Source organism: Polaromonas hydrogenivorans, assembly GCF_040105105.1.
GTDB lineage: Bacteria > Pseudomonadota > Gammaproteobacteria > Burkholderiales > Burkholderiaceae_C > Polaromonas > Polaromonas hydrogenivorans.
Genome location: NZ_CP157675.1, coordinates 192,095 through 218,254 on the forward strand (window position 1 = coordinate 192,095; position 26,160 = coordinate 218,254).

At 61.1% G+C, this 26,160-nt stretch carries 33 protein-coding genes; 27 read left to right on the forward strand and 6 right to left on the reverse strand.

Going from position 1 to position 26,160, the window contains the following annotated elements:
• Positions 1-20 precede the first annotated feature (20 nt).
• From ABLV49_RS00935 to ABLV49_RS00950, 4 genes are read left to right on the forward strand one after another with little or no spacing between them, the layout of a single operon-like run.
• Complete coding sequence (locus tag ABLV49_RS00935; protein WP_415838116.1) at positions 21-1,172, forward strand: MlaE family ABC transporter permease; 1,152 nt, start codon at positions 21-23, stop codon at positions 1,170-1,172.
• Complete coding sequence (locus ABLV49_RS00940; RefSeq protein ID WP_349279804.1) at positions 1,169-1,966, forward strand: ABC transporter ATP-binding protein; 798 nt, start codon at positions 1,169-1,171, stop codon at positions 1,964-1,966. Before ABLV49_RS00935 ends, ABLV49_RS00940 begins: the two co-directional genes overlap by 4 nt.
• A gap of 13 nt (positions 1,967-1,979) precedes the next feature.
• Complete coding sequence (locus tag ABLV49_RS00945; RefSeq protein ID WP_349279806.1) at positions 1,980-2,912, forward strand: MlaD family protein; 933 nt, start codon at positions 1,980-1,982, stop codon at positions 2,910-2,912.
• Positions 2,909-3,613, forward strand: coding sequence for an ABC-type transport auxiliary lipoprotein family protein (locus tag ABLV49_RS00950; RefSeq protein WP_415838115.1), 705 nt, complete (start codon positions 2,909-2,911; stop codon positions 3,611-3,613). The genes ABLV49_RS00945 and ABLV49_RS00950 overlap by 4 nt, the downstream gene beginning before the upstream one ends.
• Before the next feature lie 675 nt (positions 3,614-4,288).
• On the opposite strand, the gene ABLV49_RS00955 is transcribed toward ABLV49_RS00950, so the two are convergent.
• A complete protein-coding gene (locus ABLV49_RS00955) occupies positions 4,289-4,921 on the reverse strand; it encodes a MarC family protein (RefSeq protein WP_349279808.1) in 633 nt (210 codons plus the stop codon).
• Positions 4,922-5,075: 154 nt separating this feature from the next.
• Between ABLV49_RS00955 and ABLV49_RS00960 the strand changes: the two genes are divergently transcribed.
• Positions 5,076-5,681, forward strand: coding sequence for a 2-hydroxychromene-2-carboxylate isomerase (locus tag ABLV49_RS00960; RefSeq protein WP_349279809.1), 606 nt, complete (start codon positions 5,076-5,078; stop codon positions 5,679-5,681).
• 48 nt (positions 5,682-5,729) lie between these two features.
• Positions 5,730-6,419: a dienelactone hydrolase family protein gene (locus ABLV49_RS00965; RefSeq protein WP_349279810.1), complete on the forward strand. Its 690-nt coding sequence runs from the start codon at positions 5,730-5,732 to the stop codon at positions 6,417-6,419.
• 7 nt (positions 6,420-6,426) lie between these two features.
• Here the strand turns inward: ABLV49_RS00965 and ABLV49_RS00970 are convergent, their stop codons facing one another.
• The 4 genes from ABLV49_RS00970 to hemB form a co-directional block, all read right to left on the reverse strand.
• Entirely contained in the window at positions 6,427-6,993 is a 567-nt protein-coding gene (locus tag ABLV49_RS00970) for a DUF1003 domain-containing protein (protein ID WP_349279811.1), read from the reverse strand.
• Between the two features lie 38 nt (positions 6,994-7,031).
• The gene (locus ABLV49_RS00975; protein ID WP_349279813.1) at positions 7,032-7,802 is read right to left on the reverse strand and encodes a DUF72 domain-containing protein; all 771 of its coding nucleotides are present in this window, start codon (positions 7,800-7,802) and stop codon (positions 7,032-7,034) included.
• Positions 7,803-7,822: 20 nt separating this feature from the next.
• A complete protein-coding gene (locus ABLV49_RS00980) occupies positions 7,823-8,938 on the reverse strand; it encodes a magnesium transporter CorA family protein (protein WP_349279815.1) in 1,116 nt (371 codons plus the stop codon).
• Positions 8,939-9,044: 106 nt separating this feature from the next.
• A complete protein-coding gene (gene hemB / locus ABLV49_RS00985) occupies positions 9,045-10,061 on the reverse strand; it encodes a porphobilinogen synthase (RefSeq protein ID WP_349279817.1) in 1,017 nt (338 codons plus the stop codon).
• Between the two features lie 363 nt (positions 10,062-10,424).
• On the opposite strand from hemB, the gene ABLV49_RS00990 reads away from it, so the two are divergent.
• The 21 genes from ABLV49_RS00990 to ABLV49_RS01090 all read left to right on the forward strand — a co-directional run bounded on the left by ABLV49_RS00990 (position 10,425) and on the right by ABLV49_RS01090 (position 25,594).
• Positions 10,425-10,853, forward strand: a complete 429-nt coding sequence (locus tag ABLV49_RS00990) for a CopD family protein (RefSeq protein ID WP_349279819.1) — start codon at positions 10,425-10,427, stop codon at positions 10,851-10,853.
• Between the two features lie 78 nt (positions 10,854-10,931).
• Positions 10,932-12,125 (forward strand): VanZ family protein, encoded by a 1,194-nt coding sequence (locus ABLV49_RS00995; protein ID WP_349279821.1) that lies wholly within the window; start codon positions 10,932-10,934, stop codon positions 12,123-12,125.
• A gap of 9 nt (positions 12,126-12,134) precedes the next feature.
• Positions 12,135-12,506 (forward strand): (2Fe-2S) ferredoxin domain-containing protein, encoded by a 372-nt coding sequence (locus tag ABLV49_RS01000; protein ID WP_349279823.1) that lies wholly within the window; start codon positions 12,135-12,137, stop codon positions 12,504-12,506.
• A 119-nt stretch (positions 12,507-12,625) separates the two neighbouring features.
• Positions 12,626-13,270 (forward strand): alpha/beta hydrolase, encoded by a 645-nt coding sequence (locus tag ABLV49_RS01005; protein ID WP_349279825.1) that lies wholly within the window; start codon positions 12,626-12,628, stop codon positions 13,268-13,270.
• A 73-nt stretch (positions 13,271-13,343) separates the two neighbouring features.
• Positions 13,344-14,552 carry a D-alanyl-D-alanine carboxypeptidase family protein gene (locus ABLV49_RS01010; RefSeq protein ID WP_349279827.1) on the forward strand — a complete coding sequence of 403 codons (1,209 nt, stop codon included), beginning with the start codon at positions 13,344-13,346 and terminating at the stop codon, positions 14,550-14,552.
• Between the two features lie 144 nt (positions 14,553-14,696).
• Entirely contained in the window at positions 14,697-15,074 is a 378-nt protein-coding gene (gene rpsL / locus ABLV49_RS01015; protein ID WP_011799633.1) for a 30S ribosomal protein S12, read from the forward strand.
• A 211-nt stretch (positions 15,075-15,285) separates the two neighbouring features.
• Entirely contained in the window at positions 15,286-15,759 is a 474-nt protein-coding gene (rpsG, locus tag ABLV49_RS01020; protein WP_011799634.1) for a 30S ribosomal protein S7, read from the forward strand.
• A gap of 206 nt (positions 15,760-15,965) precedes the next feature.
• Positions 15,966-18,068 (forward strand): elongation factor G, encoded by a 2,103-nt coding sequence (gene fusA / locus ABLV49_RS01025; protein ID WP_349279829.1) that lies wholly within the window; start codon positions 15,966-15,968, stop codon positions 18,066-18,068.
• A 148-nt stretch (positions 18,069-18,216) separates the two neighbouring features.
• Positions 18,217-19,407 (forward strand): elongation factor Tu, encoded by a 1,191-nt coding sequence (tuf, locus tag ABLV49_RS01030; RefSeq protein ID WP_011799636.1) that lies wholly within the window; start codon positions 18,217-18,219, stop codon positions 19,405-19,407.
• A 27-nt stretch (positions 19,408-19,434) separates the two neighbouring features.
• Positions 19,435-19,749 carry a 30S ribosomal protein S10 gene (gene rpsJ, locus ABLV49_RS01035; RefSeq protein WP_007838118.1) on the forward strand — a complete coding sequence of 105 codons (315 nt, stop codon included), beginning with the start codon at positions 19,435-19,437 and terminating at the stop codon, positions 19,747-19,749.
• 237 nt (positions 19,750-19,986) lie between these two features.
• A complete protein-coding gene (rplC, locus tag ABLV49_RS01040; protein WP_349279831.1) occupies positions 19,987-20,667 on the forward strand; it encodes a 50S ribosomal protein L3 in 681 nt (226 codons plus the stop codon).
• Positions 20,667-21,287: a 50S ribosomal protein L4 gene (gene rplD / locus ABLV49_RS01045; protein ID WP_011799638.1), complete on the forward strand. Its 621-nt coding sequence runs from the start codon at positions 20,667-20,669 to the stop codon at positions 21,285-21,287. Before rplC ends, rplD begins: the two co-directional genes overlap by 1 nt.
• Positions 21,284-21,622, forward strand: a complete 339-nt coding sequence (rplW, locus tag ABLV49_RS01050) for a 50S ribosomal protein L23 (protein WP_349279833.1) — start codon at positions 21,284-21,286, stop codon at positions 21,620-21,622. Before rplD ends, rplW begins: the two co-directional genes overlap by 4 nt.
• Complete coding sequence (gene rplB / locus ABLV49_RS01055; protein ID WP_011799640.1) at positions 21,622-22,446, forward strand: 50S ribosomal protein L2; 825 nt, start codon at positions 21,622-21,624, stop codon at positions 22,444-22,446. The genes rplW and rplB overlap by 1 nt, the downstream gene beginning before the upstream one ends.
• Before the next feature lie 9 nt (positions 22,447-22,455).
• On the forward strand, positions 22,456-22,734 hold the full coding sequence (rpsS, locus tag ABLV49_RS01060; RefSeq protein ID WP_007866503.1) for a 30S ribosomal protein S19: 279 nt from the start codon (positions 22,456-22,458) through the stop codon (positions 22,732-22,734).
• Between the two features lie 9 nt (positions 22,735-22,743).
• A complete protein-coding gene (rplV, locus tag ABLV49_RS01065) occupies positions 22,744-23,073 on the forward strand; it encodes a 50S ribosomal protein L22 (RefSeq protein WP_011799641.1) in 330 nt (109 codons plus the stop codon).
• Positions 23,074-23,085: 12 nt separating this feature from the next.
• Positions 23,086-23,973 (forward strand): 30S ribosomal protein S3, encoded by an 888-nt coding sequence (gene rpsC, locus ABLV49_RS01070; RefSeq protein ID WP_011799642.1) that lies wholly within the window; start codon positions 23,086-23,088, stop codon positions 23,971-23,973.
• Positions 23,974-23,997: 24 nt separating this feature from the next.
• Positions 23,998-24,414 carry a 50S ribosomal protein L16 gene (rplP, locus tag ABLV49_RS01075; protein ID WP_011799643.1) on the forward strand — a complete coding sequence of 139 codons (417 nt, stop codon included), beginning with the start codon at positions 23,998-24,000 and terminating at the stop codon, positions 24,412-24,414.
• Between the two features lie 16 nt (positions 24,415-24,430).
• Positions 24,431-24,634 (forward strand): 50S ribosomal protein L29, encoded by a 204-nt coding sequence (gene rpmC, locus ABLV49_RS01080; RefSeq protein ID WP_011799644.1) that lies wholly within the window; start codon positions 24,431-24,433, stop codon positions 24,632-24,634.
• Complete coding sequence (gene rpsQ / locus ABLV49_RS01085; protein ID WP_011799645.1) at positions 24,634-24,903, forward strand: 30S ribosomal protein S17; 270 nt, start codon at positions 24,634-24,636, stop codon at positions 24,901-24,903. The genes rpmC and rpsQ overlap by 1 nt, the downstream gene beginning before the upstream one ends.
• A 184-nt stretch (positions 24,904-25,087) precedes the next feature.
• Positions 25,088-25,594, forward strand: coding sequence for a peroxiredoxin (locus tag ABLV49_RS01090; RefSeq protein ID WP_349279834.1), 507 nt, complete (start codon positions 25,088-25,090; stop codon positions 25,592-25,594).
• A gap of 77 nt (positions 25,595-25,671) precedes the next feature.
• Here the strand turns inward: ABLV49_RS01090 and ABLV49_RS01095 are convergent, their stop codons facing one another.
• Positions 25,672-26,160 carry a GNAT family N-acetyltransferase gene (locus ABLV49_RS01095; RefSeq protein ID WP_349279835.1) on the reverse strand — a complete coding sequence of 163 codons (489 nt, stop codon included), beginning with the start codon at positions 26,158-26,160 and terminating at the stop codon, positions 25,672-25,674.

The following is a 26,160-nucleotide window of genomic DNA, read 5'->3' on the forward strand; positions in this document are numbered from 1 at the left end:
CCGACTGACTGACTATGCCCATGGAAGACTCTCCACCGCGAATTGAAGTCGAGCACGGCCCTGAAGGCCGGGTGCTGCTGCAGGGCGCGTGGACGGCGGCGAACCTGACACAAAAACCGGTCTGGGACGCGCTGGCGGCGCAACTCAAGGGCCTGCGCGCTCAAACCGCATCTCCCGCATCTTCCGCATCCCCCGCCGCGCTCCAGTGGAGCCTGGCGCAGCTTGAAAAGCTCGACTATCTGGGCGCCCAGGTGCTGTGGAGCGCGTGGAAGCACCACTGGCCCGCCGGCTTGCAGATCGAGCCCGAGCAGCGCGCCATGCTCGAAACGGTTGAAAAATTCACCGTCAGGCCGCTGCCGCCGCCCAGGCCTTCGTGGCTTGAGCCCGTGCTGATGCTGGGCGGGCGGCTGCTCAGCCTGCTGTCCCATGCCAAGGGCATGCTGCGCCTGCTGGGCCAGCTGCTGCTCGACATGGGCCGGCTCGTGCGGCACCCGCAGCAGGGTCCGTGGCGCGACCTCTCGGGCCATCTCTACAACTTCGGCGCGACCGCGCTGCCGATCACGGCGCTGGTGGGTTTTTTGATCGGCGTGGTGCTGGCCTACCTGATTTCGCAGCAGCTGCACCAGTTCGGCGCCGACGCCTTCATCGTCAACATTCTGGGCATTTCGCTGATCCGCGAACTCGGCCCGGTGCTGGCGGCCATCCTGATCGCCGGGCGCAGCGGCTCGGCCATCACCGCGCAGATTGGCGTGATGCGCGTGACCGAAGAGCTGGACGCGATGCGCGTCATGGGCATCGCGCGCGGCTTTCGCCTGGTGATGCCGCGTGCCATGGCGCTGGCGCTGGTGATGCCGCTGATCAGCGTCTGGACCACCCTTGCCGCCTTGCTGGGCGGCATGCTGGCGGCCGATATTTCGATGGGCGTGACGCCCGCGTTTTTCTTCAACGCGCTGCCGGCGGCCGTGAAGGTGTCGAATCTGGTGCTGGCGACCGCCAAGTCGGTGGTGTTCGGCCTGCTGATTGCGCTGATAGGCTGCCATTACGGCCTGCGTGTCAAGCCCAATACCGAAAGCCTGGGGCAGGGCACGACGGCCTCGGTGGTCACGTCGATCACCGTCGTCATCCTGGTCGATGCGCTGTTCGCGGTGCTGTTCAAGAGTGTCGGCATATGACGGTCAAGACCGAACCCGTGGTTGAAATCCGCAAGCTGTGGACCATTTTCCAGAATGACGACAAGGAAGCCGTGATTCACAAAGACCTCGACCTGACGGTCGAGCGCGGCGCCATCATGTCGCTGGTCGGCGGCTCGGGCACCGGCAAGACGGTGCTGCTGCGCCAGATGCTCGGGCTGGAAACGCCAGCGCGCGGCGAGATCACCGTGCTGGGCAAGCCGGCCGCCGAACTGGGCAAGCGCGGCGCGGCCATGCGGGTCGGCATGCTGTTCCAGCAGGGCGCGCTGTTTTCAGCGTTCACGGTGCTGGAGAACATCGCCTTTCCCCTGCGCGAACTCAACTGCCTGCCGGGCGAGCTGATCCGCGAGGCCGCCATGGTCAAGCTGCAGATGGTCGGCCTGCCGCCTGACGCGGCCGACAAGATGCCGAGCGACCTGTCGGGCGGCATGATCAAGCGCGTCGCGCTGGCCCGCGCCCTGATCATGGACCCGCCGCTGCTGCTGCTCGACGAGCCGACGGCCGGGCTGGACCCGGAAAGCGCCGACAGCTTTTGCGAGTTGCTGCGCTCGCTGCACCAGGGCATGTGCCTGACGGTGGTGATGGTCACGCACGACCTGGACACGATCTTCGAACTCAGCACCCGGGTTGCCGTGCTGGCCCAGCAAAAAGTCATCATCAACGACACGCCGCAAAAGGTGGTGGCTTTCGAGCATCCCTTCATTCGTGAATTTTTTCTGGGTGAACGCGGCCAGCGCGCCATGGCGCTGCTGACCCCTGCATCCAGCCCTATCTAGAAAGGTTTTCATCATGGAAAACAAGGCCCATGCGCTGATAGCCGGCGCGTTCGTGGTGGTGGTTGCCGCCCTGCTGGCGCTGCTGGGCGTCTGGCTCACGCGCGACAACACCCAGCGCGACCTGTATGAAATGAGCACCGCCGAAACCATCTCCGGCCTGCAGCCGCAGGCCGTGGTGCGGTTTCGCGGCGTGCCCGTCGGCAAGGTCGAGCGCATCGGGTTTGACGACAAGGTCAAGGGCAATGTGCTGATCCGCGTGTCCATCGACCGCGCCGCGCCGATGATGCAGTCCACCTTTGCCACCGTGGCGTCGCAGGGCGTGACCGGCCTGGGCTTCATCCAGCTCGACGACAACGGCGAATCGACCCAGCGCCTGGTGCCCAACGACGACGACCCGCCGCGCATCCCGCTCAAGCCGGGAACGCTGGACAAGCTGCTCAAGCAGAGCGATGCCATCTTCACCCAGGCCGAGCAGGCCGCGACGCGGATCAACCAGCTGCTGTCCAGGCAGAACGAAGAAGCCATCAACACCGCCATCACGCAGCTGGCCGAAGCCGCCAGCAGCATCAACCGCCTGGCCAAGGGCCTGGAGCCGACGGTGGCGACGCTGCCGGCGCTGTCGCGTGATTCCAGCGCGACCATGAAAGCGCTGAAAAGCGCCAGTGATCAAGTGGCCGCCACCGCAGGGCGACTGAATGAACAAGGCGGGCCGCTCGACAAGCTGAGGGACGGCGGCACGGCGCTGGCCGCAGGCGTGGAAACCTTCAGCGCGGCCACGCTGCCCAAGCTCGGCGAGGTGGCCGACGAGACGGCGCGCACCATGCGCCAGCTGCGGCGCACCGTCAACGCGGTCGATGACAACCCGCAGGCGCTGATCTTTGGCAACGGCCCGGCCGTTCCCGGCCCCGGCGAGGCCGGCTTTTCCGCCGACGGAGTAAAAAAATGATGCCCTTGAAATCCATCCAAATTACTATTAAAACAATAGCTGAAAATGCATGCCAGTCGTGCGCAAAGCCTGTTTTTTTCTTGATTTTTGCGCTCGGGCTCGTGGCCGGCTGCTCGGTGGTTGACAAGCCGACCCGCGCCGCCCTGTACGACTTCGGTCCGGGCGAGTTGCCCACCCAGGCAGGCGCGACGCCCGCGCCTGCCTTGCCGCCGCTGGCCATCGCCGACATTGCCACCTCGGGCGGCGCGCTGGACAACCAGGCGGTGCTTTACCGGCTGGGCTACCTAGACGCCCAGCAGCTGCGCCCTTATTCGCAGGCGCGCTGGAGCATGCCGCCGGCGCAACTGCTGCGCCAGCGTTTGCGCGAACGCCTGGGCCAGCAGCGCGTGGTGTTCAATGCCCGCGAAGGCGCGGCGCTGAACCGCAGCCAGAACGCCAATTTGCTGATGCTGCGCCTGGAGCTGGAGGAATTCAGCCAGCTGTTCAGCGCGCCTGACGCCAGCGTGGGCCTGGTTCGCCTGCATGCCACGCTGGTTGAAATCACGCCGGCTGGCGAAAGGCTGGTTGCGCAGCGCAACCTGTCGGTGCAGCGCCCCGCGACCCGCGCCGATGCCGCCGGGGGCGTGCGCGCCCTGACTGCGGCCACCGACGCCGCCATCGACGAGCTGGACCAGTGGCTGCGGCAACTGCCCGCGCGCTGATTGAGTTGGCTTTGCGTGGTTGGGCTGGCCGGGGGTTGCCCGGCGGCAAGTAACTTTCTTTTGCTTCGCCAAAACAAAGTCACCAAAGAAAAGGCGACCCGCAGTCCGGGTTCCTGCGCTTCGCTTCGGGCAACCTGTGCTGCGCCAGAAAAGCGGGGGTCCGCGCAAACTCGCTTCGCTCAAACAGCGCGCGGCCCTGATCCCGCTTTTCTGGCGCAGCACAGGCCCGGCCACGACGGGTTTGGGGTCGGATTCGGATTCGGATTCAGAATCGGGGAGCAGAGCGCGCATGGCGCGCTCTGTGTATTCGGCTGTTGGCTGCTGGTATTGGTTTTTCCCCCGAGCCCCCCCCTTGTCAGCGCTGAGGAGCGGAAGGCCAGACGGATAAGGGCTCGTGCTTGTCTGAGGCGATAGCCGAGTTTGCACGAGACCCCGGCTGGACTGAGCACCGCAGGGTGCCCGTAGCGAAGCGAAGGGTCGCGGACAGCAGGGTCGCCTTTCTTTTGCTTACTTTTCTTTGGCGAAGCAAAGAAAAGTGAGTCGCCGCCGGGCGACTCCCGGCCAGCCCAACCCAGAAGAGTCAACCCAGCCACAAATCAAGCACAGGATTCCGCCAAGCCAAGCCAAGCCAAGCCAAGCCAAGCCCGCAGCATGAACCTGGCCCGATAACAAACCTCAATGCCGCAGGATAGGAAACAGCTTGCCCAAGCCATCGGCCATCACTTCCACCGCCAGCGCGGCCAGGATCAGCCCCATCAGGCGTGTCATGACATTGATGCCGGTCTTGCCCAGAACCCGGGAAATCGGCTCGGCCAGCGAAAAGCACAGCGCCGTCGCCAGGCCGATCACCATCCCGTAGCCGACCAAAGTGCCGAGCTGTAAAAAAGTCTTGGCTTTTTCCGCATAGATCACCACGGTGGACATGGTGGCCGGGCCGGTCAGCAGCGGGATGGTCAGCGGCACCACCGCAATGCTGGCGCCCCGGGCCGCCTTTTCGGCGCCGTCCTCGAACTCGTTGGTCAGCGGCTTGGCTTCGGCCGGCTGGGCGTTGAGCATGTTCATGGCGCTGATCAAGAGCAGCATGCCGCCGCCGACCTGGAAGCTGGCCAGCGAGATGCCGAAGAACTCCAGGATCTGCAAGCCCAGCAGGGCGCTGACGGCAATCACGACAAAGGCGCTGAACGAGGCCACCACCACCGTGCGCTGGCGCTGCGGCGTTGAAAACCCCTGCGTGTAATGAATGAAAAACGGCACGATGGCCAGCGGGTTGACGATGGCCAGCAGCGTCACCAGGGGCTTGAAGTCCATCAGCGGCCTCCCGTCACGTCCAGCAGCGCGCCGGGGATCAAAACAAGTTGGGACAAACCAGTCTCCTGCAAAAAAAAGCAATCCCGGTTAAAAAGGGGATCGGGCTGAAAGCAGTGACTGTACTGACTTCCTGGCAACCACCGGAGAAAAAACCTTGAGCACCACCGTGGACTATTACTTCACCCCGCAAAGCCCCTGGACCTACCTGGGCCACGCGCGTTTTGCGCAGATAGCACGCGCGGCGGGCGCCACGGTTCGCGTGCTGCCGATAGACCTGGGCGGCAAGGTCTTTCCGATTTCAGGCGGGCTGCCGCTGGGCCAGCGCGCCCCGCAGCGCCAGGCCTACCGGCTGCTCGAACTGCGCCGCCATGCGGATTTCCTGGGGCTGCCGCTGCACGTCAAACCGAAGTTTTTCCCGGTCTCGGGCGATGACGCCTCGCGCCTCATCATCGCGGTCGATCTGCACGACGGCGTTGACGCCGCCATGAAGATCAGCGGCGCGATCTTTACCGCGCTGTGGGCCGAGGAGCGGCACATTGCCAGCGAAAAGGTGCTGGCCGAACTGCTCAATGAGTGCGGACTGGACGCGGCGCGGCTGGAGCAGTCCTACAGCCAGGCGGTGCAGGAGCGCTACGAGGACAATACCGGGCAAGCCATTCAAGCCGGCATCTTCGGCGCGCCCAGCTACCTGATCGAGGGCGAACTGTTCTGGGGCCAGGACCGGCTTGATTTTGTCGAGCGCAGGCTCAAGCCGGCCTGACGCTATTGAAAATGAAAACAACGATTCAACAAGGAGCTTTTTCACACCATGGGTCAATTCACCACTCTCACCGCCGCCGACGGCTTCACGCTGTCGGCCTATGTGGCAACACCCGAAGGCAAGCCGCGCGCTGCCATCGTCGTGCTGCAGGAAATCTTCGGCGTCAATTCGCACATCCGCTCGGTTGCCGACCGCTTTGCCGCAGAAGGCTACCTGATGGTGGCGCCGGCTACGTTCGACCGCGTCAAGCCCGGCGTGGAACTGGGCTATACCGAGGCCGACATGAATGCCGGCTTTGAACTCAAGACCGCCGTGGATGCCCTGCCGGGCGCCGGCGTGCTGCAGGACATCCAGGCCGCCATCGACCATGCGGCGCAGCTTGGCGGCGGCAAGGTCGGCATCATCGGTTTTTGCTGGGGCGGCCTGCTGACCTGGAAAGCGGCCTGCCTGCTCAAGGGCTTGTCCGCTGCCGTGCCTTACTACGGCGGCGGCATCACCGGCGAAGGCGAAATCGCCCGCCAGCCGCAGTGCCCGGTGATGGCGCACTTCGGCGACCAGGACCACTGGATTCCGATGGACGGCATTGAAGCGTTCCAAAAGGCACATCCCGAGGTCGAGGTGCATGTCTATCCGGCCAGCCACGGCTTCAACTGCGACCAGCGCGCCTCCTACAACGAAGCCGCCGCCAAGCTGGCGCGCGAGCGTTCGCTGGCCTTCCTGGCCGACAGGCTCGGCTGAGCGGCCCTTAAACCGAAGACGTCTTCAGCGGGCGTTCCTGCTGGGCGTGTTCTATCTGGGCAATCAGCTTTTCGGGGTGGGTGACCTGCTTGAGAAAGCGCAGCTCGGCATCACCGCTCACGTCAACCCCCACTTTTGCGGCAATTTGCTCCAGCAACTGGAGCATCTTGGTGTTTTCCTGCTCGGTCAGCAGGTTGATCTGCAGGTCCAGCTGGTTGCGCCGGTCGCTGATGCGCAGTTCATAGTTCTGGCTGATCAAAATGAAGGCCGACAGGAAAATCGCCTCCAGCGAAACAACCAGTGTCAGAAAAGTGAACGGGTAGGGGTCGAAATGATGGATGCCCGGCCACGAGTTCAGCGCCAGCCAGACGAAAAACAGCAGCACATGCAGCCAGACAAAGGGCATGGAGCCGCAAAAGCTGGCCACGAAAGCGGCGATGCGGTCGGCGCGGCTGCGTTTGGCCAGCGCCTGCTCCTCGACCCGGCGCATCGACTCCACGTTGTCCCTTGTCAGGTCATCGGCGCTGGCCTGGGTCGCGCCAGGGCCGGCATGGATGCGGGACAAAATAGACATCAGGATTCCTTTTTTTGGGGGGATTCGGCCTGGCCAGTTCAGCGGACCGTCAGGCCTTGCAGGGTGTACAGGGCATCGGCAACTGCCGCACCTTCGGCGGTATTGTCGAACAGGCACCAGACATTGGCGCCAGACCTGGCCGCCAGTTCAAGCCGGATGATCAGCGCATCGAGCACGGCGCGGTCATACGCCGAGTAATACATGCGCGGCGAGCCATGCAGGCGCACATAGACCAGGCCCGCAAAACCGCCCGGAAGGCGGCCGGCCGCATGCACCACCGGGTCGGCCAGCACCCGGCCGACCTGCCAGGCATCGAGCAGGGGATTGGCCGGCGCGCTGAACCAGCTGGCATGGCGCGTCTCCAGCGCGACCGGGCCGCCGTGGCGCTCGCGCAGGGCGTGTAAAAAGTCTGTCACCGTGCCCGCCTCGAAGGCCAGGCTGGGCGGCAATTGCACCAGCAGGCAGCCCAGGCGCTCGCCAAGGCCGTTGACCTGGCCCAGAAACGTGTCGAGCAGCCAGGCGCAATCGACGAGGCGCTGCTGGTGGGTGATGGTCTTGGGCAGCTTGACCGAAAAACGGAACTTGTCCGGCACGCTGGCCGCCCAGCGCGCATAGGTGCCCCGCTGGTGCGGCCGGTAAAACGACGAGTTGATTTCAACCGCGTTCAGGCGCGCGGCATAACGCTGCAGATGCGTGCCGGCGGCAGGAAACTCGGGCCACAGCGCACGCGGCAGGCTCCAGCCTGCGCAGCCCACCTTGATGCGGGAACCCGGAGAAAGGGTTTGATCGGGAAAGAGGCTGGCTTGCATGGCCCGCAATCATCCGGTCTTTAGCGACTGGTTCTGGCGAGGTAGCGCTTGCGCCAGAACACCGACACCACCACGACCACCAGCAGCAGCATCAAACTGAAGGTCCACCAGAATCCGGCCGAGCTGTGGATGGCCGGCAAAAACTCGAAGTTCATGCCGAAAAATCCGGTGATCAGGTTCAGCGGCAAAAACACCGCCGTCAGCGCCGTGAGGGTGCGCATGATGTCGTTGGTGCGGTGGCTCTGCGCCGAAAAATGCATCTGCACCGCCGCTTCAGCGCTTTGCTCCATGCGCCGCACATGGTGGACGACGCGCTCGATGTGTTCGAGCACGTCACGCGAGCGCACCTTGAGCAGTTCGCGCTCGCGCCGCGTGGCGGGCGAGTCGGCATCGGGCCAGGTTTCAATCGAATCGATCCAGTCCTGCAGGGCCGCGCGCTGGTCTTCGCAGATCTCGTCGAGCAGGTGCAGCGCCAGCCGGGCATCGAGCACCGAACTCCAGTTGTTGAAGCGCGTGTTCGGATTGAGCAGCTCGGACTGCCAGTGGTCCATCTGGCGCGTGAGTTCGCGGCGCAGCGCCAGGTAGCCATCGACCATCTGGTTGACGATGCGCAGCATCAGGTCGGCCGGGCTGGGCGGCAGCTTGACGCCGTTGGCCCGCGCTTCGGGCGAGGTGGCGTTGAGCAGCTTGAGCGCATAGGCTTCGCGCACGCTGCAGCCAGCCGGATGCACCGTCAGCAGCACCCGGTCAAACACCGCAAAACCCACCGGGCTGGTGTCGATGCGCTTGAGCACCGGCGGGCCGCTGCGCTTGATGGGCTGGTGCAGCGGTTCGCCGGGCTGGGACAGGTCGGTTTCGGTCTGGCCCGCCGCCAGCCGGCGAAACACCAGCATGTCGTACTGCGAGGTGTAGTCGTAATGCGAGGGCAGCTGGTTGTTCAGCAGGTCGGACACATGCAGGTCCACCAGCTGGGTGGCGCACAGGCGCTGCAGCGTCGCCTGGATGGGCGCCAGCATCACCTCGAACTCGCGCCGGGCGCAGGCAATCCAGATGAAGCCTTGCGGCGGCAATTCGGCCGGCAGGGCATCGGTTTCGATGACGCCCTGGCTGCCGGAGGTAATGGTGAAGATGCGCATGAAAGCTTAAATCTCTGGTTTCAGGGGAAAAATAAGCACTTTGCGCTTGTCCTGCTTGCCTTTATAGCTATATTTTCAATAGCAATGCGTATGCAAGCCGGTGGCATCAAGCCCGGCGCAGTTTCCTGGCCGCGTCGATGGCAAAGTAGGTCAGCACGCCATCGGCGCCGGCGCGCTTGAAGGCCAGCAGGCTTTCCAGCATCACCGCGTCGTGGTCGAGCCAGCCGTTTTGTGCGGCGGCCTTGAGCATCGCGTATTCGCCGCTGACCTGGTAGGCGAACGTCGGCACCTGGAATTCGTCCTTGACGCGGCGCACCACGTCCAGATACGGCATGCCGGGCTTGACCATCACCATGTCCGCGCCTTCGGCAATGTCCATGGCGACTTCGCGCAGCGCTTCGTCGCTGTTGCCGGGGTCCATCTGATAGACCTTTTTATCGGCCTTGCCCAGGTTGCCGCTGGAGCCAACCGCATCGCGGAACGGGCCGTAAAACGCGCTTGCGTACTTGGCGCTGTAGGCCATGATGCGCGTGTGGACCAGGTCCTGGCTTTCCAGCGCCTGGCGAATCGCGCCGATGCGGCCGTCCATCATGTCGCTGGGCGCGACGATATCGACGCCGGCCTCGGCCTGCGTCAGCGCCTGCCCGACCAGCACTTCCAGCGTCTCGTCGTTCAGGATGTAGCCGTTGGCATCCGGCAGTCCGTCCTGGCCGTGGGTGGTGAACGGGTCCAGCGCCACATCGGTCATCACGCCGAGTTCGGGAAAGCGCCTTTTGAGTTCGCGCACCACATGCGGCACCAGGCCTTCCGGATTCAGCGCTTCCCGGCCGTCTTCGGTTTTCAGCGAGGCGTCGATCACCGGGAACAGCGCCATCACCGGAATGCCCAGCTTCACGCATTCCTCGGCCACCGGCAGCAGCAGGTCCAGGCTGAGCCGCTCCACGCCGGGCATGGAGGCAATCGGCTCGCGCCGGTGCTGGCCGGCCAGCACGAACACGGGGTAGATCAGGTCGTGCGCCGTCAGGGCGTTTTCACGCACCAGGTTGCGCGTGAAGCTGTCACGGCGCAGGCGACGGGGGCGACCCATCGGGAAGGGAGCGAAGTTGGAAGCGTGAAAGGTCATGGGGGCAAATTGTGCCAAAGCTTTGTATCTAGCCCGGATTATTTGGAAAGTGCTCTTCTTCCTAGCAGAATTCACTTCTATTTACATGAAATTACCTGCTATTTCTGACAGGTGCCATGGAAGTTTAATACCATGGGTTTAGAATTAAATGGTGTGGTTTCCAGTGTATGGACGGCTGCATCCCGCTTTTCCTCCCTGAGCGGGGCCTTGGCGTGTGACAGCAAAAAGGCATTTATCCCGGCTGGCCAGCAGGTCGCCGGGATTTTTTTTGGCCGCATAAATATCCGGGTTTGCACTCTTCACAACGGCCCGCTTGCGGTGACCAAGGCCAGGTCAGGAAATGGCCGGGGCTAAACTAGGCGGATGCTCTGGGTCAAATCCTTTCACATCGTTTTCATTGCCAGCTGGTTTGCCGGGCTTTTCTACCTGCCGCGTATTTTCGTCAACCTGGCCATGGTGCCGCCGCAAAGCATCGCCGAGCGCGAGCGGCTGATCCTGATGGCCGGAAAGCTGATGCGTTTCACCACCATCCTGGCCATTCCGGCCGTGGCCCTGGGCCTGTGGCTGTACCTGGGTTACGGCATCGGGCGCGCGCCGGGCAGCTACTGGATGCATGCCAAGCTGGCCGTGGTGGTGTTGGTGATCGGCTATCACCATGCCTGCGGCCGGATGCTGGCCAAGTTCGTGGCCAAGCGCAACACCCGCAGCCATGTCTGGCTGCGCTGGTTCAACGAAGTGCCGGTGCTGCTGCTGGTGGCCGCTGTCATTCTGGTGGTGGTCAAGCCGTTCTGACGGCTCGCAGCCCATCTACACGACGTGGCAAACATTCCCCCACCAGCAGACGCAAGCAGTCCGGCTTTGCCGGATGCCATGCGTCGCCCCCTGCAAGGGGGGGCGGAACTACACGCAGCGAAGCGCAGTGAGGACGTCGGGGGTGTGCCACATTCCGTCGGGGATGGGCAAAAGACCACCGCCTGGCCGCTGGCCCTGGTGCTGGTGTGCCTGATCATTTATGCCAGCCTTTATCCGTTTTCGGAGTGGCGCAACCAGGGCATTTCGCCGCTGCGTTTCCTGACTTCGCCATTGCCCAAATACTGGACCGGTTTTGATGTCGGCACCAATTTGCTGGGTTATGCGCCGCTGGGTTTTTTGCTGGCCCTGTCGGCGCTGCGCAGCCGGCGCGTCGCCTGGGCGGTCAGCGTGTCGGTTCTTGGCGCTGCAATACTGTCGCTGACGATGGAATCGCTGCAGAGTTATTTGCCGTCGCGCATTCCTTCCAATGTCGATCTGGCGCTGAACACGCTGGGCGCCTGGCTGGGCGCCTGCTGCGCCCTGGCGCTGGAGCGATCCGGGCTGGTGGGCCGCTGGGGCCGCGTGAGGGCGCGGTGGTTTTCGCCCGATGCGCGCAGCGTGCTGGTGCTGTTGCTGCTGTGGCCGCTGGCCTTGCTGTTTCCGGCTGCGGTGCCGATGGGCTTGGGCCAGGTGTTCGAGCGGCTGGAGACGGCGCTGGCCGATGCGCTGGCCGACACGCCTTTCCTGGAGTGGATGCCGATGCGCGAGGTCGAACTCCAGCCCCTGGTGCCTATCGCCGAACTGGTCTGCGTGGCGCTGGGCGCGCTGATTCCCTGCCTGCTCGGCTATTGCGTGATGCGAACGCTGTGGCAGCGCGGGGTGTTTGCCGCAGCGACGATTGCGCTCGGCCTGGGCGCGTCAGCCCTGTCGGCGGCGCTCAGCTACGGACCGGAACACGCCTGGGCCTGGCTTGATGCGCCGGTACGGGTCGGCATCGGACTGGCCGTGGTACTGGCCGTGCTGCTGCTGGCCTTGCCGCGCCGCGTTGCCGCCGCGCTGGCGCTGCTGGCGCTGGCCATTCACCTGAGCCTGCTCAACCAGGCGCCCGCCGACCCTTACTTTGCCCAGACGCTGCAAATCTGGGAGCAGGGCCGGTTCATCCATTTCTATGGCCTGGTCCAGTGGCTGGGCTGGCTCTGGCCGTATGCGGCATTGACCTGCCTGGTGGCAAGGCTTTCCGGCCACGAACCGCAAGCAGCCGCTGAAAAGTAAAATCGCCCGATGACTCTTGCTGCCACCCAAACCACTTCGTCCGATGCCGCCAAGCCGGACTCCTATTACGAACGCCACATCTTCTTTTGCCTGAACCAGCGCACCGGCGAGTCGTGCTGCGCCGACCAGGGCGCGCAGCAGGCGTTCGACCGCTGCAAGTCGCTGGTAAAAGCCGCCGGGCTGGCCGGGCCGGGAAAAGTGCGGGTCAACAAGGCTGGTTGCCTGGACCGCTGCGCCGGCGGCCCGGTGGCGGTGGTCTATCCGGAGGCGGTCTGGTACAGCTATGTGGACGCCAGCGACATCGACGAGATTGTCGAGTCGCACCTGAAGAACGGCCAGGTGGTCGAGCGCCTGCTGACGCCGCCGCATCTGGGGCGCTGAAACGTGCCCGCCGCGTGGCCCGCATCAAAAACAAGCATCATTTATGCCTTTTGCGCAATAACAGCGGGCGCAGTAAGCTATTATTTGTATAGCAAGTTATCGGCTCGAAAGCATTTCTCATGAACTCTAAAACCCAAAAGTCCAGCATCGCAGGCCCGGCCGGCGCGCTGGACATTGCGCTGGACCTGCCGGCTGGTGAATCACGCGGCATCGCCGTGATTGCCCATCCGCATCCGCTGTTCGGCGGCACGCTGGACAACAAGGTGGTGCAGACCCTGGCGCGGGCTTTCGTGCAGACCGGCTGGACGGCCGTGCGCTTCAACTTTCGCGGCGTCGGCGGCAGCGCCGGCAGCCATGACGAAGGCCGGGGCGAACTGGAGGATTTTCTGGCGGTGGTGCAGCATGTGGCGCCCGCTGGCGAAGGCCAGGCCACGCTGGCGCTGGCCGGGTTCTCGTTCGGCGCTTTTGTCACCACCCATGCCTTTGAGCGCCTGCATGCCAGCCGCCCGATTGAAAAGCTGGTGCTGGTCGGCACCAGCGTCAGCCGCGCCCCCGCCGCGCCGGTGGATGCCGCCGCGCACAACAAAACCCTGGTGGTGCATGGCGAGCAGGACGACACCGTGCTATTGGCCGCCGTGATGGACTGGGCGCGTCCGCAGGCACTGCCTGTTACGGTTGTGCCGGGGGTCGGTCATTTCTTTCATGGACAATTGCCGCTGCTGAAAAATCTGGTGATTCGCCACCTGGCTTCGCCTGCGGTTTGAATCTTTTTGATCCTGCGCGGTCTGTCGTTACTTCTGCCCTCCTTTTCTGAATTTCATCAACCGGTTTTTTTCCATGCAATGCTTCCTCAAGGCCCCCGCCGGCCTGCGCGGCCTCGCCGCCACCTTCGTCCTGCTTGTCTCGGTGGCGCTTCCCGCCGCACATGCCCAGGCACCGCAGGCGCCTGAAATCGCCGCGCGCTCCTATCTGCTGCTCGACGTCACGGCCAACCAGATCCTCGCCGCCAAGGACATCGATTCTCCGGTCGAGCCAGCGTCGCTGACCAAGCTGATGACCGAATACCTGGTGTTCGATGCGCTCAAGTCCAAGAAAATCACCCTTCAGCAAACCTTCGGGGTCAGCCCGCGCGCCTGGAAAATGCCGGGTTCGCGCATGTTCATCGACCCGAAAATGCAGGTTCCGGTCGAAGACCTGATCAAGGGCATGATCGTGCAGTCGGGCAACGACGCCACCATGGCGCTGGCCGAGGGCGTGGGCGGCACGGCCGAGCATTTCGTGGAACTGATGAACCAGCAGGCCAAGGCGCTGGGCATGAAATCGACCAGCTACAAAAACCCCGAAGGCCTGACCGAAGCCGGCCACATCACCACGGCGCGCGACCTGAGCATTTTGTCCACCCGCCTGATGAGCGACTTCCCTGACTACATCGGCTACTCGGCCATCAAGAAGTACCGCTACCCCGGCACGCCAGCCACCAACGACACCAACCGCAACACGCTGCTGTTTCGCGACCCGACGGTCGATGGCCTGAAAACTGGCCATACCAATGCCGCCGGCTATTGCATGATTGCCACGGCAAAGCGCGAATTTCCCAATCTCGGCGCAGACGGCAAGCCCGGCGGCCGGCGCCTGCTGGCCATCGTGCTGGGAACCACCAGCGACAGCGCCCGCGCCACCGAGTCGCAAAAACTGCTGAACTGGGGTTACACCGCCTTCGAAGCGGTCAAGCTGTTCGATGCCGGCCAGGCGGTGGTGACGCCCGCGGTCTGGAAAGGCAAGGACGCGGTCGTCAAGCTGGGTCGTCCCGAAGCGATTGTGGTGGCCGTGACGGCCGGCAGCGCGTCCAAGCTAAAAACCCAGGTGGCCCGGCCCGAGCCGCTGGTCGCGCCCTTCAAGAAGGGCCAGCCGGTGGGCAGTCTCAAGATCATGCTGGGCGACAACCCAACGCCCATGGCCGAAGTGCCGTTGGTGGCGCTGGAAACCGTCGAAGAGGCCGGCATCCTGGGTCGTGCCTGGGATTCGATCCGGCTGTGGATCAAGTAATAAAGAGGCTGCTGGTGCGCCTGTTATCAGGCCGAACTTGAGCCTTTTTGCCATCCGGCTTATACTAGAAGGCTTTTCCGCTTTTGGTGCGGGAAAGTTTTCCGTATTTTTATATCGTTTTCCAGACGTTTAGGGACGTTTTCAATGCCAACCATCAATCAATTAGTTCGTCAGGGGCGCGAGGTCGAAAAGATCAAGTCAAAAAGCCCCGCGATGGAAAATTCTCCACAGCGCCGCGGTGTTTGCACCCGTGTGTACACCACGACGCCTAAAAAGCCAAACTCCGCTCTGCGTAAAGTCGCCAAGGTGCGCCTGACCAACGGGTTCGAGATCATTTCCTACATCGGCGGCGAAGGCCACAACCTGCAGGAACACAGCGTCGTGCTGGTTCGCGGCGGCCGGGTCAAGGATTTGCCGGGTGTGCGTTACCACATCGTTCGTGGCTCGCTCGATTTGCAAGGCGTGAAAGACCGCAAGCAGTCGCGTTCCAAGTACGGCGCGAAGCGTCCAAAGGCCAAATAAGCCACTCGGTTCGAACCTTGCGGTTCGCGCCAGAAAATGTCGTGAGTTGTCATGACTATTTTCAAAAAAACAGGTGCTTGACTCATCCTGGCCGATGTTTTGAGCGAAGTGACCCAAGTGCAAGTTGTTTGCGCCGGTCGAGTAAGTGAGGGTTTGCTAACTCTCGCGGTGTTGCCCAAAGCAGCGCCAACTGAAGCAAAGAGGTGAAAAAATGCCACGTCGTCGCGAAGTCCCTAAACGTGAAATTCTTCCTGATCCAAAATTTGGCGATGTCGATCTTGCCAAATTCATGAACGTGATCATGCAAGGCGGCAAGAAAGCCGTCGCAGAGCGCATCATTTATGGCGCTCTGGAGCAAATCGAGAAAAAGAACCCCGGCAAAGATCCGCTGGAGGCTTTCCACATGGCCATCGGCAACATCAAGCCCATGGTTGAAGTGAAGTCCCGCCGCGTCGGTGGTGCAAACTACCAGGTGCCGGTTGAAGTGCGTCCTGTCCGCCGTATGGCGCTGGCCATGCGCTGGCTCAAAGAAGCTGCCAAGAAGCGTGGCGAAAAATCGATGTCATTGCGCCTGGCCAATGAATTGATGGAAGCTACCGAAGGCCGTGGCGGCGCCATGAAAAAGCGTGACGAAGTTCACCGCATGGCCGAAGCCAACAAGGCGTTCAGCCACTTCCGCTTCTAAGTCAAATCGATTGCAGTGTTGACTGCGCGTATTTGACGGGTTGCCGCCGGTCATTCAGGGTTACCAAAAGACCTTGACTCCTGGCGGTTCAACCCCAACTCCTGCCGGCTCGGTGCCAAAAGCGCCCAGCCGGCAGACGCGTAGAAAAACAAGAGAAATATCTTGGCAACGAGTCTTTGTTCGCAACATCGAACTGAAAGTTATTTATGTCCCGCGCTACCCCCATTAAAAACTACCGCAATATTGGTATTTCCGCGCACATTGATGCCGGCAAGACCACCACCACCGAGCGGATTCTTTTCTACACCGGCGTGAGCCACAAGATTGGCGAAGTTCACGATGGCGCGGCCACGATGGACTGGATGGAGCAGGAACAAGAGCGTGGCATCACGATCACCTCCGCTGCGACCACCTGCTTCTGGAAAGGCATGGACAAGTCCTTCCCCGAGCACCGCATCAACATCATTGACACCCCGGGCCACGTTGACTTCACGATTGAAGTCGAGCGCTCGATGCGCGTGCTTGACGGCGCCTGCATGGTTTACTGCGCCGTCGGCGGCGTGCAGCCCCAGTCCGAAACCGTCTGGCGCCAGGCCAACAAGTACAAGGTGCCACGCCTGGCCTTTGTCAACAAGATGGACCGCACCGGCGCGAACTTCTTCAAGGTCGTCGAGGGCATGAAGCTGCGCCTGAAGGCCAACCCTGTTCCTATGGTCATCCCTATTGGCGCTGAAGAAAACTTCACTGGCGTCGTGGACCTGATCATGATGAAGGCGATCATCTGGGATGAAGCTTCGCAAGGCATGAAGTTCGAATACCGCGATATTCCTGCGGACTTGGTGGATTCGGCCAATGAGTGGCGCGAAAAGATGGTCGAGGCTGCTGCTGAAGCCAACGAAGAGCTCATGAACAAATACCTCGAAGAGGGTGATTTGAGCGAAGAAGAGATCAAGTTCGGTATTCGCACGCGCACCATTGCCAGCGAAATCCAGCCCATGTACTGCGGCTCGGCCTTCAAGAACAAGGGCGTGCAGCGCATGCTCGACGCCGTGATCGACTTCATGCCTTCGCCCATTGACATTCCGCCAGTCAAGGGCACTGATGACGATGAAGCGCCAGTCACCCGCAATGCGGACGACTCCGAAAAATTCTCGGCACTGGCCTTCAAGCTGATGACCGATCCGTTTGTGGGTCAGCTGACCTTTGTTCGCGTGTACTCCGGCGTGCTGAAAAAAGGCGACACCGTTTACAACCCCATCAAGGGCAAGAAAGAGCGCATTGGCCGTATCGTGCAGATGCACGCCAACGAACGTCAGGAAGTCGGCGAAATCGTCGCTGGCGACATTGCCGCCTGCGTCGGCCTGAAGGATGTGACCACCGGCGAGACGCTGTGCGATCCCGATGCCATCATCATGCTGGAACGCATGGTCTTCCCTGAGCCGGTGATTGCGCAGGCCGTGGAACCCAAGACCAAGGCCGACCAGGAAAAAATGGGCATCGCCCTGCAACGCCTGGCCGCTGAAGATCCATCGTTCCGCGTCAAGACCGACGAAGAATCGGGCCAGACCATCATCGCTGGCATGGGCGAGTTGCACCTGGAAATCATCGTTGACCGGATGAAGCGCGAATTCGGCGTGGAAGCCAATGTTGGCAAGCCGCAAGTGGCCTACCGCGAAACCATCCGCAAGACGATTGAAGATGCCGAAGGCAAGTTCGTTCGTCAGTCCGGCGGCAAGGGCCAATACGGCCATGTGGTGCTCAAGATCGAGCCGAACGAGCCTGGCAAGGGCATCGAGTTCATCGACGCGATCAAGGGCGGTGTGGTTCCTCGCGAATACATTCCTGCGGTCGAAAAGGGCATCAACGAAGCCGTGACGGCTGGCGTGCTCGCCGGTTACCCGGTGGTGGACGTCAAGGTCACGCTGCACTTCGGCTCTTACCACGACGTGGACTCGAACGAACTCGCGTTCAAGATGGCCGCGATTTTTGGCTTCAAGGAAGGCTGCCGCAAGGCCGGTCCAGTCATTCTTGAGCCGATGATGGCCGTTGAAGTCGAGACGCCTGAAGACTATGCTGGCAACGTGATGGGCGATCTGGCCTCACGCCGCGGCATGGTGCAGGGCATGGAAGACATGCTCGGCGGCGGCAAGGTCATCAAGGCTGAAGTGCCCTTGTCCGAAATGTTCGGCTACTCGACCACGCTGCGCTCTGCGACGCAAGGCCGTGCGACCTACTCGATGGAGTTCAAGCACTACACCGAAGCGCCGCGCAATGTGTCCGAAGCCATCATGGCTGCCCGCGCGAAGTAAACCCAAGCCGATGCTGGCGCCAAAAGCGCCGGCATCAAAAATTTTCCTGTCTGCGATTGTGTGCCCCCCACTGCCCGTGGTGATGGAACCAGCAACACAGTGCAGACATTAAACCGTACACGGGCGAGTTCTTTATCTGGAGATAAAAATGGCAAAAGAGAAATTTTCGCGGACTAAGCCGCACGTAAACGTCGGCACGATTGGCCACGTTGACCATGGCAAGACCACGCTGACGGCAGCGATTGCGACCGTGCTGGCCGCCAAGTTCGGCGGCGAAGCCAAGGCGTACGACCAGATCGACGCGGCACCGGAAGAAAAAGCGCGCGGCATCACCATCAACACCGCCCACGTCGAGTACGAAACGGCTGCCCGCCACTACGCCCACGTTGACTGCCCAGGCCACGCCGATTATGTGAAGAACATGATCACCGGCGCGGCGCAGATGGACGGCGCCATTTTGGTCTGCTCGGCCGCCGACGGCCCGATGCCCCAGACCCGCGAGCACATCCTGCTGGCCCGCCAGGTGGGCGTGCCTTACATCATCGTGTTCCTGAACAAGTGCGACATGGTCGATGACGCCGAGCTGCTCGAACTCGTCGAGATGGAAGTGCGCGAGTTGCTCGACAAATACGATTTCCCTGGTGACGACACCCCCATCATCCACGGCTCGGCCAAGCTCGCCCTCGAAGGCGACAAGGGTCCGCTGGGCGAAGAGGCCATCATGAAGCTGGCCGACGCTCTCGACAACTACATTCCACTGCCAGAGCGCGCTGTTGACGGCGCCTTCCTGATGCCCGTGGAAGACGTGTTCTCCATCTCCGGCCGCGGCACCGTGGTGACCGGCCGCATCGAGCGCGGCATCATCAAGGTCGGCGAAGAAATCGAGATCGTCGGTATCGCTGACACGCAAAAGACCATCTGCACCGGCGTGGAAATGTTCCGCAAGCTGCTCGACCAGGGCCAGGCTGGCGACAACGTCGGTATCTTGCTGCGCGGCACCAAGCGCGAAGATGTGCAGCGCGGGCAAGTCCTGTGCAAGCCCGGCTCGATCAAGCCGCACACGCACTTCACCGGCGAGATCTATGTCCTGTCGAAAGACGAAGGCGGCCGTCACACGCCTTTCTTCAACAACTACCGTCCCCAGTTCTACTTCCGCACGACGGACGTGACCGGCGCGATCGAGTTGCCAGAAGGCAAGGAAATGGTCATGCCAGGCGACAACGTGTCGATCACCGTCAAGCTGATCAACCCGATTGCCATGGAAGAAGGCCTGCGCTTCGCCATCCGCGAAGGCGGCCGTACCGTGGGCGCTGGCGTTGTGGCCAAGATCCTCGCGTAATTCCCCAGAACAACCCAAGGAATTACCATGGCCACCAAGCAAAAAATCCGTATCCGTCTCAAAGCGTTTGACTACAAACTGATTGACCAGTCAGCCGCCGAGATCGTTGACACCGCCAAGCGCACCGGCGCGATTGTCAAGGGACCCGTGCCCCTGCCAACCCGCATGAAGCGTTTCGACATCCTGCGTTCGCCCCACGTCAACAAGACGAGCCGCGACCAGCTGGAAATTCGTACGCACCAGCGTCTGATGGACATCGTTGACCCCACGGACAAGACCGTTGATGCGTTGATGAAGCTCGATCTGCCTGCTGGCGTGGACGTCGAAATCAAGCTGCAGTAAACGAAAACTGAAGCAGGCGTGAACGTGTTGGGTGAAAACCCAACACCATGGCTTCTTTAATTTCTTCTGGTCTAGCGCGGATTTGCCATTTTTGGCAGTCTGCGCTATACTTTTGGGCTGGCCTAAATTCGCCATGAGAAATCATATGAATTTAGGGGCAGTTTTATTAACAGTCTTTCACATCAAAACGCTTGCCACCAATTGAAGTGGCAACGGTGGAAGTTACGAAAGAAAATCATGAGTCTGAGCAACTCCCTCGGGTTGCTGGGCCGCAAGGTGGGCATGATGCGTCTGTTCACTGATGATGGGGACACAGTTCCTGTCACAGTGGTGGATGTGTCAAACAACCGCGTGACCCAGGTTAAAACCGAAGCAAATGACGGCTACGATGCCCTCCAAGTGGCATTTGGTTCGCGCAAAGCATCGCGCGTGACCAAGCCTGAAGCCGGCCACCTTGCGAAAGCAGGCGTTGAAGCTGGTGAAATCCTGAAAGAATTCCGCGTGACGGCTGACGTTGCTGGTAAATACGCCGCTGGTGCCGTTGTGCCCGCTGCTGATATCTTTGCTGTCGGCCAGTTGGTGGATGTGCAGGGTACTTCCATTGGTAAAGGCTTTGCCGGCACCATCAAGCGTCACAAGATGAGTTCGCAGCGCGCGTCGCACGGTAACAGCCGTTCGCACAACGTTCCCGGCTCCATCGGCATGGCGCAGGATCCTGGTCGCGTGTTTCCTGGTAAACGCATGACGGGTCATCTGGGTGATGTCACCAAGACCACGCAAAACCTCGACATCGTGCGCATTGACGAAGCCCGTCAACTGCTGATGATTCGCGGCGCCGTACCTGGTTCCAAAGGCGGTTTTGTGACGGTTCGCGCCGCCATCAAGGCCAAACCAACCGCTGCCAAAGGAGCGAACTGATGCAGGTCGAACTCCTGAATGACCAGGGTCTGTCATCGTCCAAAGTGGACGTGTCCGACACCGTTTTTGGTCGCGAATACAACGAAAGCCTGATTCACCAGGTGATCGTGGCCTTCCAGGCCAATGCCCGTCAGGGCACCCGTGCCCAGAAGGACCGTGAGCAGGTCCGTCACTCGACCAAGAAGCCTTTTAAACAAAAAGGTACTGGTCGCGCACGTGCAGGTATGACGTCTTCCCCGCTGTGGCGCGGAGGCGGTCGTATTTTCCCGAACATGCCTGATGAAAACTTCACGCACAAAATCAACAAGAAAATGTATCGCGCCGGCATGGCTTCGATCTTTTCGCAGCTGGCGCGCGAAGGCCGCTTGGCTGTGGTTGATTCCCTGACCGTGGATTCACCCAAGACGAAAGTTTTGGCTGACAAATTCAAGGCCATGAACCTCAACTCGGTGCTGGTGATTGCTGATCAGGTTGATGAAAACCTGTACCTGGCATCGCGCAATCTGGTCAACATCCTGGTTGTCGAGCCCCGCTATGCCGACCCGCTGTCGCTGGTGCACTACAAAAAGGTGCTCGTGACCAAGGCCGCCATGGACCAACTCAAGGAGATGTTCGCATGAGTGCAGCCAACAAATTCAATAGCACCCAAGTCAAATTTGACGAAGGCCGCCTGATGCAGGTGCTGGTCGCTCCCATCGTGTCCGAAAAAGCCACGATGATTGCGGAAAAATCAAATTCGGTCACCTTCAAGGTTCTGCAGGACGCTACCAAATTTGAAATCAAGGCCGCCGTGCAGTTGATGTTCAAGGTGGATGTCAAGGCAGTGGCTGTCGTGAACATCAAAGGCAAGACCAAGCGCTTTGGCAAGTCTGTAGGCCGCCGGGACAACCTGCGCAAAGCCTATGTGACGCTGCAGGCCGGTCAAGAGCTGAACCTCGGTGGGGAGTCCGCATAATGGCCGTCATTAAGATGAAACCCACCTCGCCGGGTATGCGCGGCATGGTGAAGATTTCCCGGGATCACCTGCACAAGGGTGAACCTTACGCGCCGCTGCTCGAACCCCAGTTCCAGCACTCCGGCCGTAACAACAACGGGCACATCACCGTGCGCCACAAAGGCGGCGGTCACAAGCACCACTACCGCGTGGTTGACTTCAAGCGCAACAAGGATGCCATTCCGGCCAAGGTCGAGCGTATCGAGTACGACCCCAACCGCACGGCCCATATTGCCCTGATTTGCTACGCCGACGGCGAGCGCGCCTACATCATCGCCCCTCGCGGCCTTGAAGTTGGCGCCACGATCCTCAGCGGTTCCGAAGCACCGATTCGCGTCGGTAACACGCTGCCGATCCGCAACATCCCTGTGGGTTCCACCATCCATTGCATCGAGATGCAAATCGGCAAGGGCGCGCAAATCGCGCGTTCCGCCGGTACATCGGCGACGCTGCTGGCCCGTGAAGGCACCTACGCCCAGGTGCGCATGCGCTCCGGTGAAGTTCGCAAGATCCACATCGAATGCCGCGCCACCATCGGTGAAGTCGCCAACGAAGAACACAGCCTGCGCCGCCTCGGCAAAGCCGGTGTCAAGCGCTGGATGGGTATTCGCCCGACCGTTCGCGGTGTGGTCATGAACCCGGTCGATCACCCACACGGTGGCGGCGAAGGCAAGACCGGCGAAGGTCGCCATCCTGTCGATCCATGGGGTAACCTGACCAAGGGCTACCGCACCCGCAACAACAAGCGCACGCAAGTGATGATTGTTTCGCGTCGCAAGAAGTAAGGGCAGGAAATGACACGTTCACTCAAAAAAGGTCCCTTTGTCGACCATCACTTGGTAGCCAAGGCTGATAAAGCCGTTACCAATAAAGACAAAAAGCCGATCAAGACCTGGTCGCGCCGCTCCATGATCCTGCCCGAGTTCATCGGCCTGACCATCGCCGTGCATAACGGCAAGCAGCACGTCCCTGTCTACATCACCGATCAAATGGTTGGCCACAAGCTCGGCGAGTTCGCACTCACCCGGACTTTCAAAGGTCATCCGGCTGACAAAAAAGTTGTGAGAAAGTAAGGAAAGACCATGGAAACACGTGCAACCCTCCGGGGCGTTCGTCTGTCGGTCGACAAGGGCCGTCTGGTCGCTGACCTGATCCGCGGCAAGAAAGTGGATCAAGCGCTCAACATCCTGAATTTCACGCAGAAAAAAGCTGCTGGAATCATCAAGAAGGTTGTGGAGTCCGCCATCGCCAACGCTGAACACAACGACGGTGCAGATATCGACGAGTTGAGGGTGAAAACCATCTACGTCGAGCAAGGCGCCACGCTCAAGCGTTTCTCCGCGCGCGCAAAAGGCCGCGGCAACAGCATCAGCAAGCCTACGTGCCATGTGTACGTGGTCGTTGGCAACTAAGGGCAGCAGGATATGGGACAAAAAATTAACCCAACCGGTTTCCGGCTGTCAATTAGCCGCAACTGGTCCAGCCGCTGGTACGCCAACAACCGTGACTTCGCCGGCATGCTGGCTGAAGACATCAAGGTGCGTGAGTACCTGAAGAAGAAGCTCAAGAATGCCGCAGTTTCGCGCGTTCTGATCGAGCGTCCCGCCAAGAATGCCCGCATCACGATTTTCTCGGCTCGTCCGGGCGTCGTGATCGGCAAAAAAGGCGAGGACATCGAAGCCCTCAAGAAGGAACTGAGCCGCCAGTTGGGCGTGCCGGTTGCCGTGAACATCGAAGAAGTTCGCAAGCCTGAAATTGATGCCAAGCTGATCGCTGACAGCATCACCCAGCAGCTTGAAAAACGCATCATGTTCCGCCGTGCCATGAAGCGCGCCATGCAAAACGCCATGCGTCTGGGTGCCCTGGGCATCAAGATCATGTCGTCTGGCCGCTTGAACGGCATTGAAATCGCTCGTTGCGAGTGGTATCGCGAAGGTCGCGTGCCCCTTCACACGCTGCGCGCCGACATCGACTACGGCACCTCGGAAGCCCAAACCACCTACGGCATCATCGGTGTCAAGGTCTGGGTTTACAAGGGTGACACGCTGGGCCGCAATGACGGCACCGGTGCCAAGATGATCGAAGTGGCCGACGAAGAGCGCAAGCCGCGCGGCCCGCGTCGTGACGCACGTCCAGGTGACCGTCCGGACCGTGGAGCGCCTCGCGGCGCCCCGCGCGCCCCGCGCGGCAACTATGCTCCGGCTGACGGCAGCGACAAGCCAGCTGAAGCCGCTGGCGCCGACAACAACACCGTTAAGCGCGTCCGCAAAGCCGCGCCAGCTGCAGCAGCTGACGGTGCCAAGACCGAGTAATCGGTCTAATAACGGAGAATAAACATGCTGCAACCCGCTCGCAGAAAATACCGCAAAGAGCAAAAAGGCCGTAACACGGGTGTCGCCACCCGTGGCAACTCGGTGGCGTTTGGTGACTTCGGTCTCAAATGCACCGACCGTGGTCGCCTGACTGCTCGTCAACTTGAAGCCGCACGCCGTGCGATTTCCCGTCACGTCAAACGTGGCGGCCGTATCTGGATCCGTGTCTTTCCGGACAAGCCGATTTCCCAAAAGCCTGCTGAAGTGCGCATGGGTAACGGTAAAGGCAATCCAGAGTACTACGTGGCTGAAATCCAGCCCGGCAAGATCGTTTTCGAAATTGTCGGCGTGACTGAAGAACTGGCCCGCGAAGCGTTCCGCCTGGCATCCGCCAAGCTGCCGCTGCGCACCACGTTCGTCAGCCGCATGATCGGCCAGTAATCAGGAGAATGAAGAAATGAACACTACTGAACTGCGCCAAAAAGACGTTGACGGTCTGAAAGCCGAAGTCAAAGAGCTGCAAAAAGCCCACTTTGGCCTGCGTATGCAAAAAGCCACGCAGCAACTGACCAACACTTCCACGCTGCGCTCGACGCGCCGTGCCATCGCTCGTGCCAAAACCATTTTGGCCGAAACCATCGTCAAGCAAGGAGCCAAATAATGACGGAAGCTAAAAAATCCCTCAAGCGCACCTTGATTGGCAAGGTGGTCAGCGACAAGCGCGCCAAGACCGTCACGGTTCTGGTCGAACGCCGCGTGAAGCACGAGCTGTACGGCAAGATCGTGTCCCTGTCCAGCAAGTACCACGCCCATGACGAAAAGGGCGAGTTCAAGACAGGCGACGTGATCGAGATCACCGAAAGCCGTCCTATCTCCAAGACCAAGAACTGGGTTGTGACCCGCTTGGTGCAAAAGGCTGAAATCGTTTAAGTCCACAAGACTTTGGCGGCTACGTCCTCAAAAAAGGCCCACTGTGTGGGCCTTTTTTGTTTTCGTTTCCTGTGAGTGTTCGGGCAATTTTGCTTCAAAGACCGTGCTCAACCGATGACTCTTGGGGTGAGACAAAATGCTGCCCGCAACGTGATTTTTCGTTGAGTCTAAACAAGGAGCACCCATGATTAAAGTAGGCGATACCCTTCCCGCAGCCACGCTGATGGAATTTGTCGAAGTCGAAGGCAACGGCTGCAGCCTCGGGCCCAATCCGGTCGATGTGGCCCAGGCCAGTGCCGGCAAGACGATTGCCCTGTTTGCCGTGCCAGGCGCTTTCACGCCGACCTGCTCGGCCAAGCATGTGCCCGGTTATGTCGCGAAGTTCGCCGAATTCAAGGCCGCTGGCGTCGATGAAATCTGGTGCCTGAGCGTGAACGATGCGTTCGTGATGGGCGCCTGGGCGCGCGACCAGAAAACCGAGGGCAAGGTACGCATGCTGGCCGATGGCGATGCCGCTTTCGCCCAAGCCACCGGCTTGACGCTGGACCTGAACGGCAAGGGCCTGGGCTTGCGCAGCAATCGCTACTCCATGCTGGTCAAGGATGGCAAGGTCGCGAGCCTGAATGTCGAAGGGCCGGGCAAGTTTGAAGTCAGCGATGCGGATACGCTGCTGGCGCAAGCGGCTGCCTGATCGACCAGTCCTGATGCCAAAAAGCCGCCACTCGCAAGAATGGCGGCTTTTTTATCGGCCGACTTCTTGCACGCCCCCTACAGATCGGCTTTCAGATAGTGGGCACCGGGAATCGGGTTGTGATAGTAGGGCGGAATGTCCACAAAGCCCAGCTCGGCATACAGCGCCCGGGCCGATTCCATGTCGTCCAGCGTGTCGAGCAGCACGCAGTGATAGCCCGCCATGCGCGCTGCATCGAGTACTGCTTCAGCCAACTGCCGGCCCAGGCCGAAGCGGCGAAACGCCTTGCGAACATACAGGCGTTTCATTTCAGCGGCGTTGGGGTAATCGGCTGAATCCAGCGCGCGCAAGCCGCAGCAGCCGGCGATTTCCCCGTCCACCAGGGCCAGCATCAGAGCCCCGCCGGGTTCGCCATATTCACCCGGCAAGCCGGCCAGTTCAGCTTCAAAGTTCTGGAAGCACAGGTCAACGCCCAGTTGCTTCGCATATTCGAGAAAAATCTGCCGCGTGGCGGCCAGTTGATCGGGAGAGTCGGGCGTGATGAACTGAATGGTGGGTCGTGACAC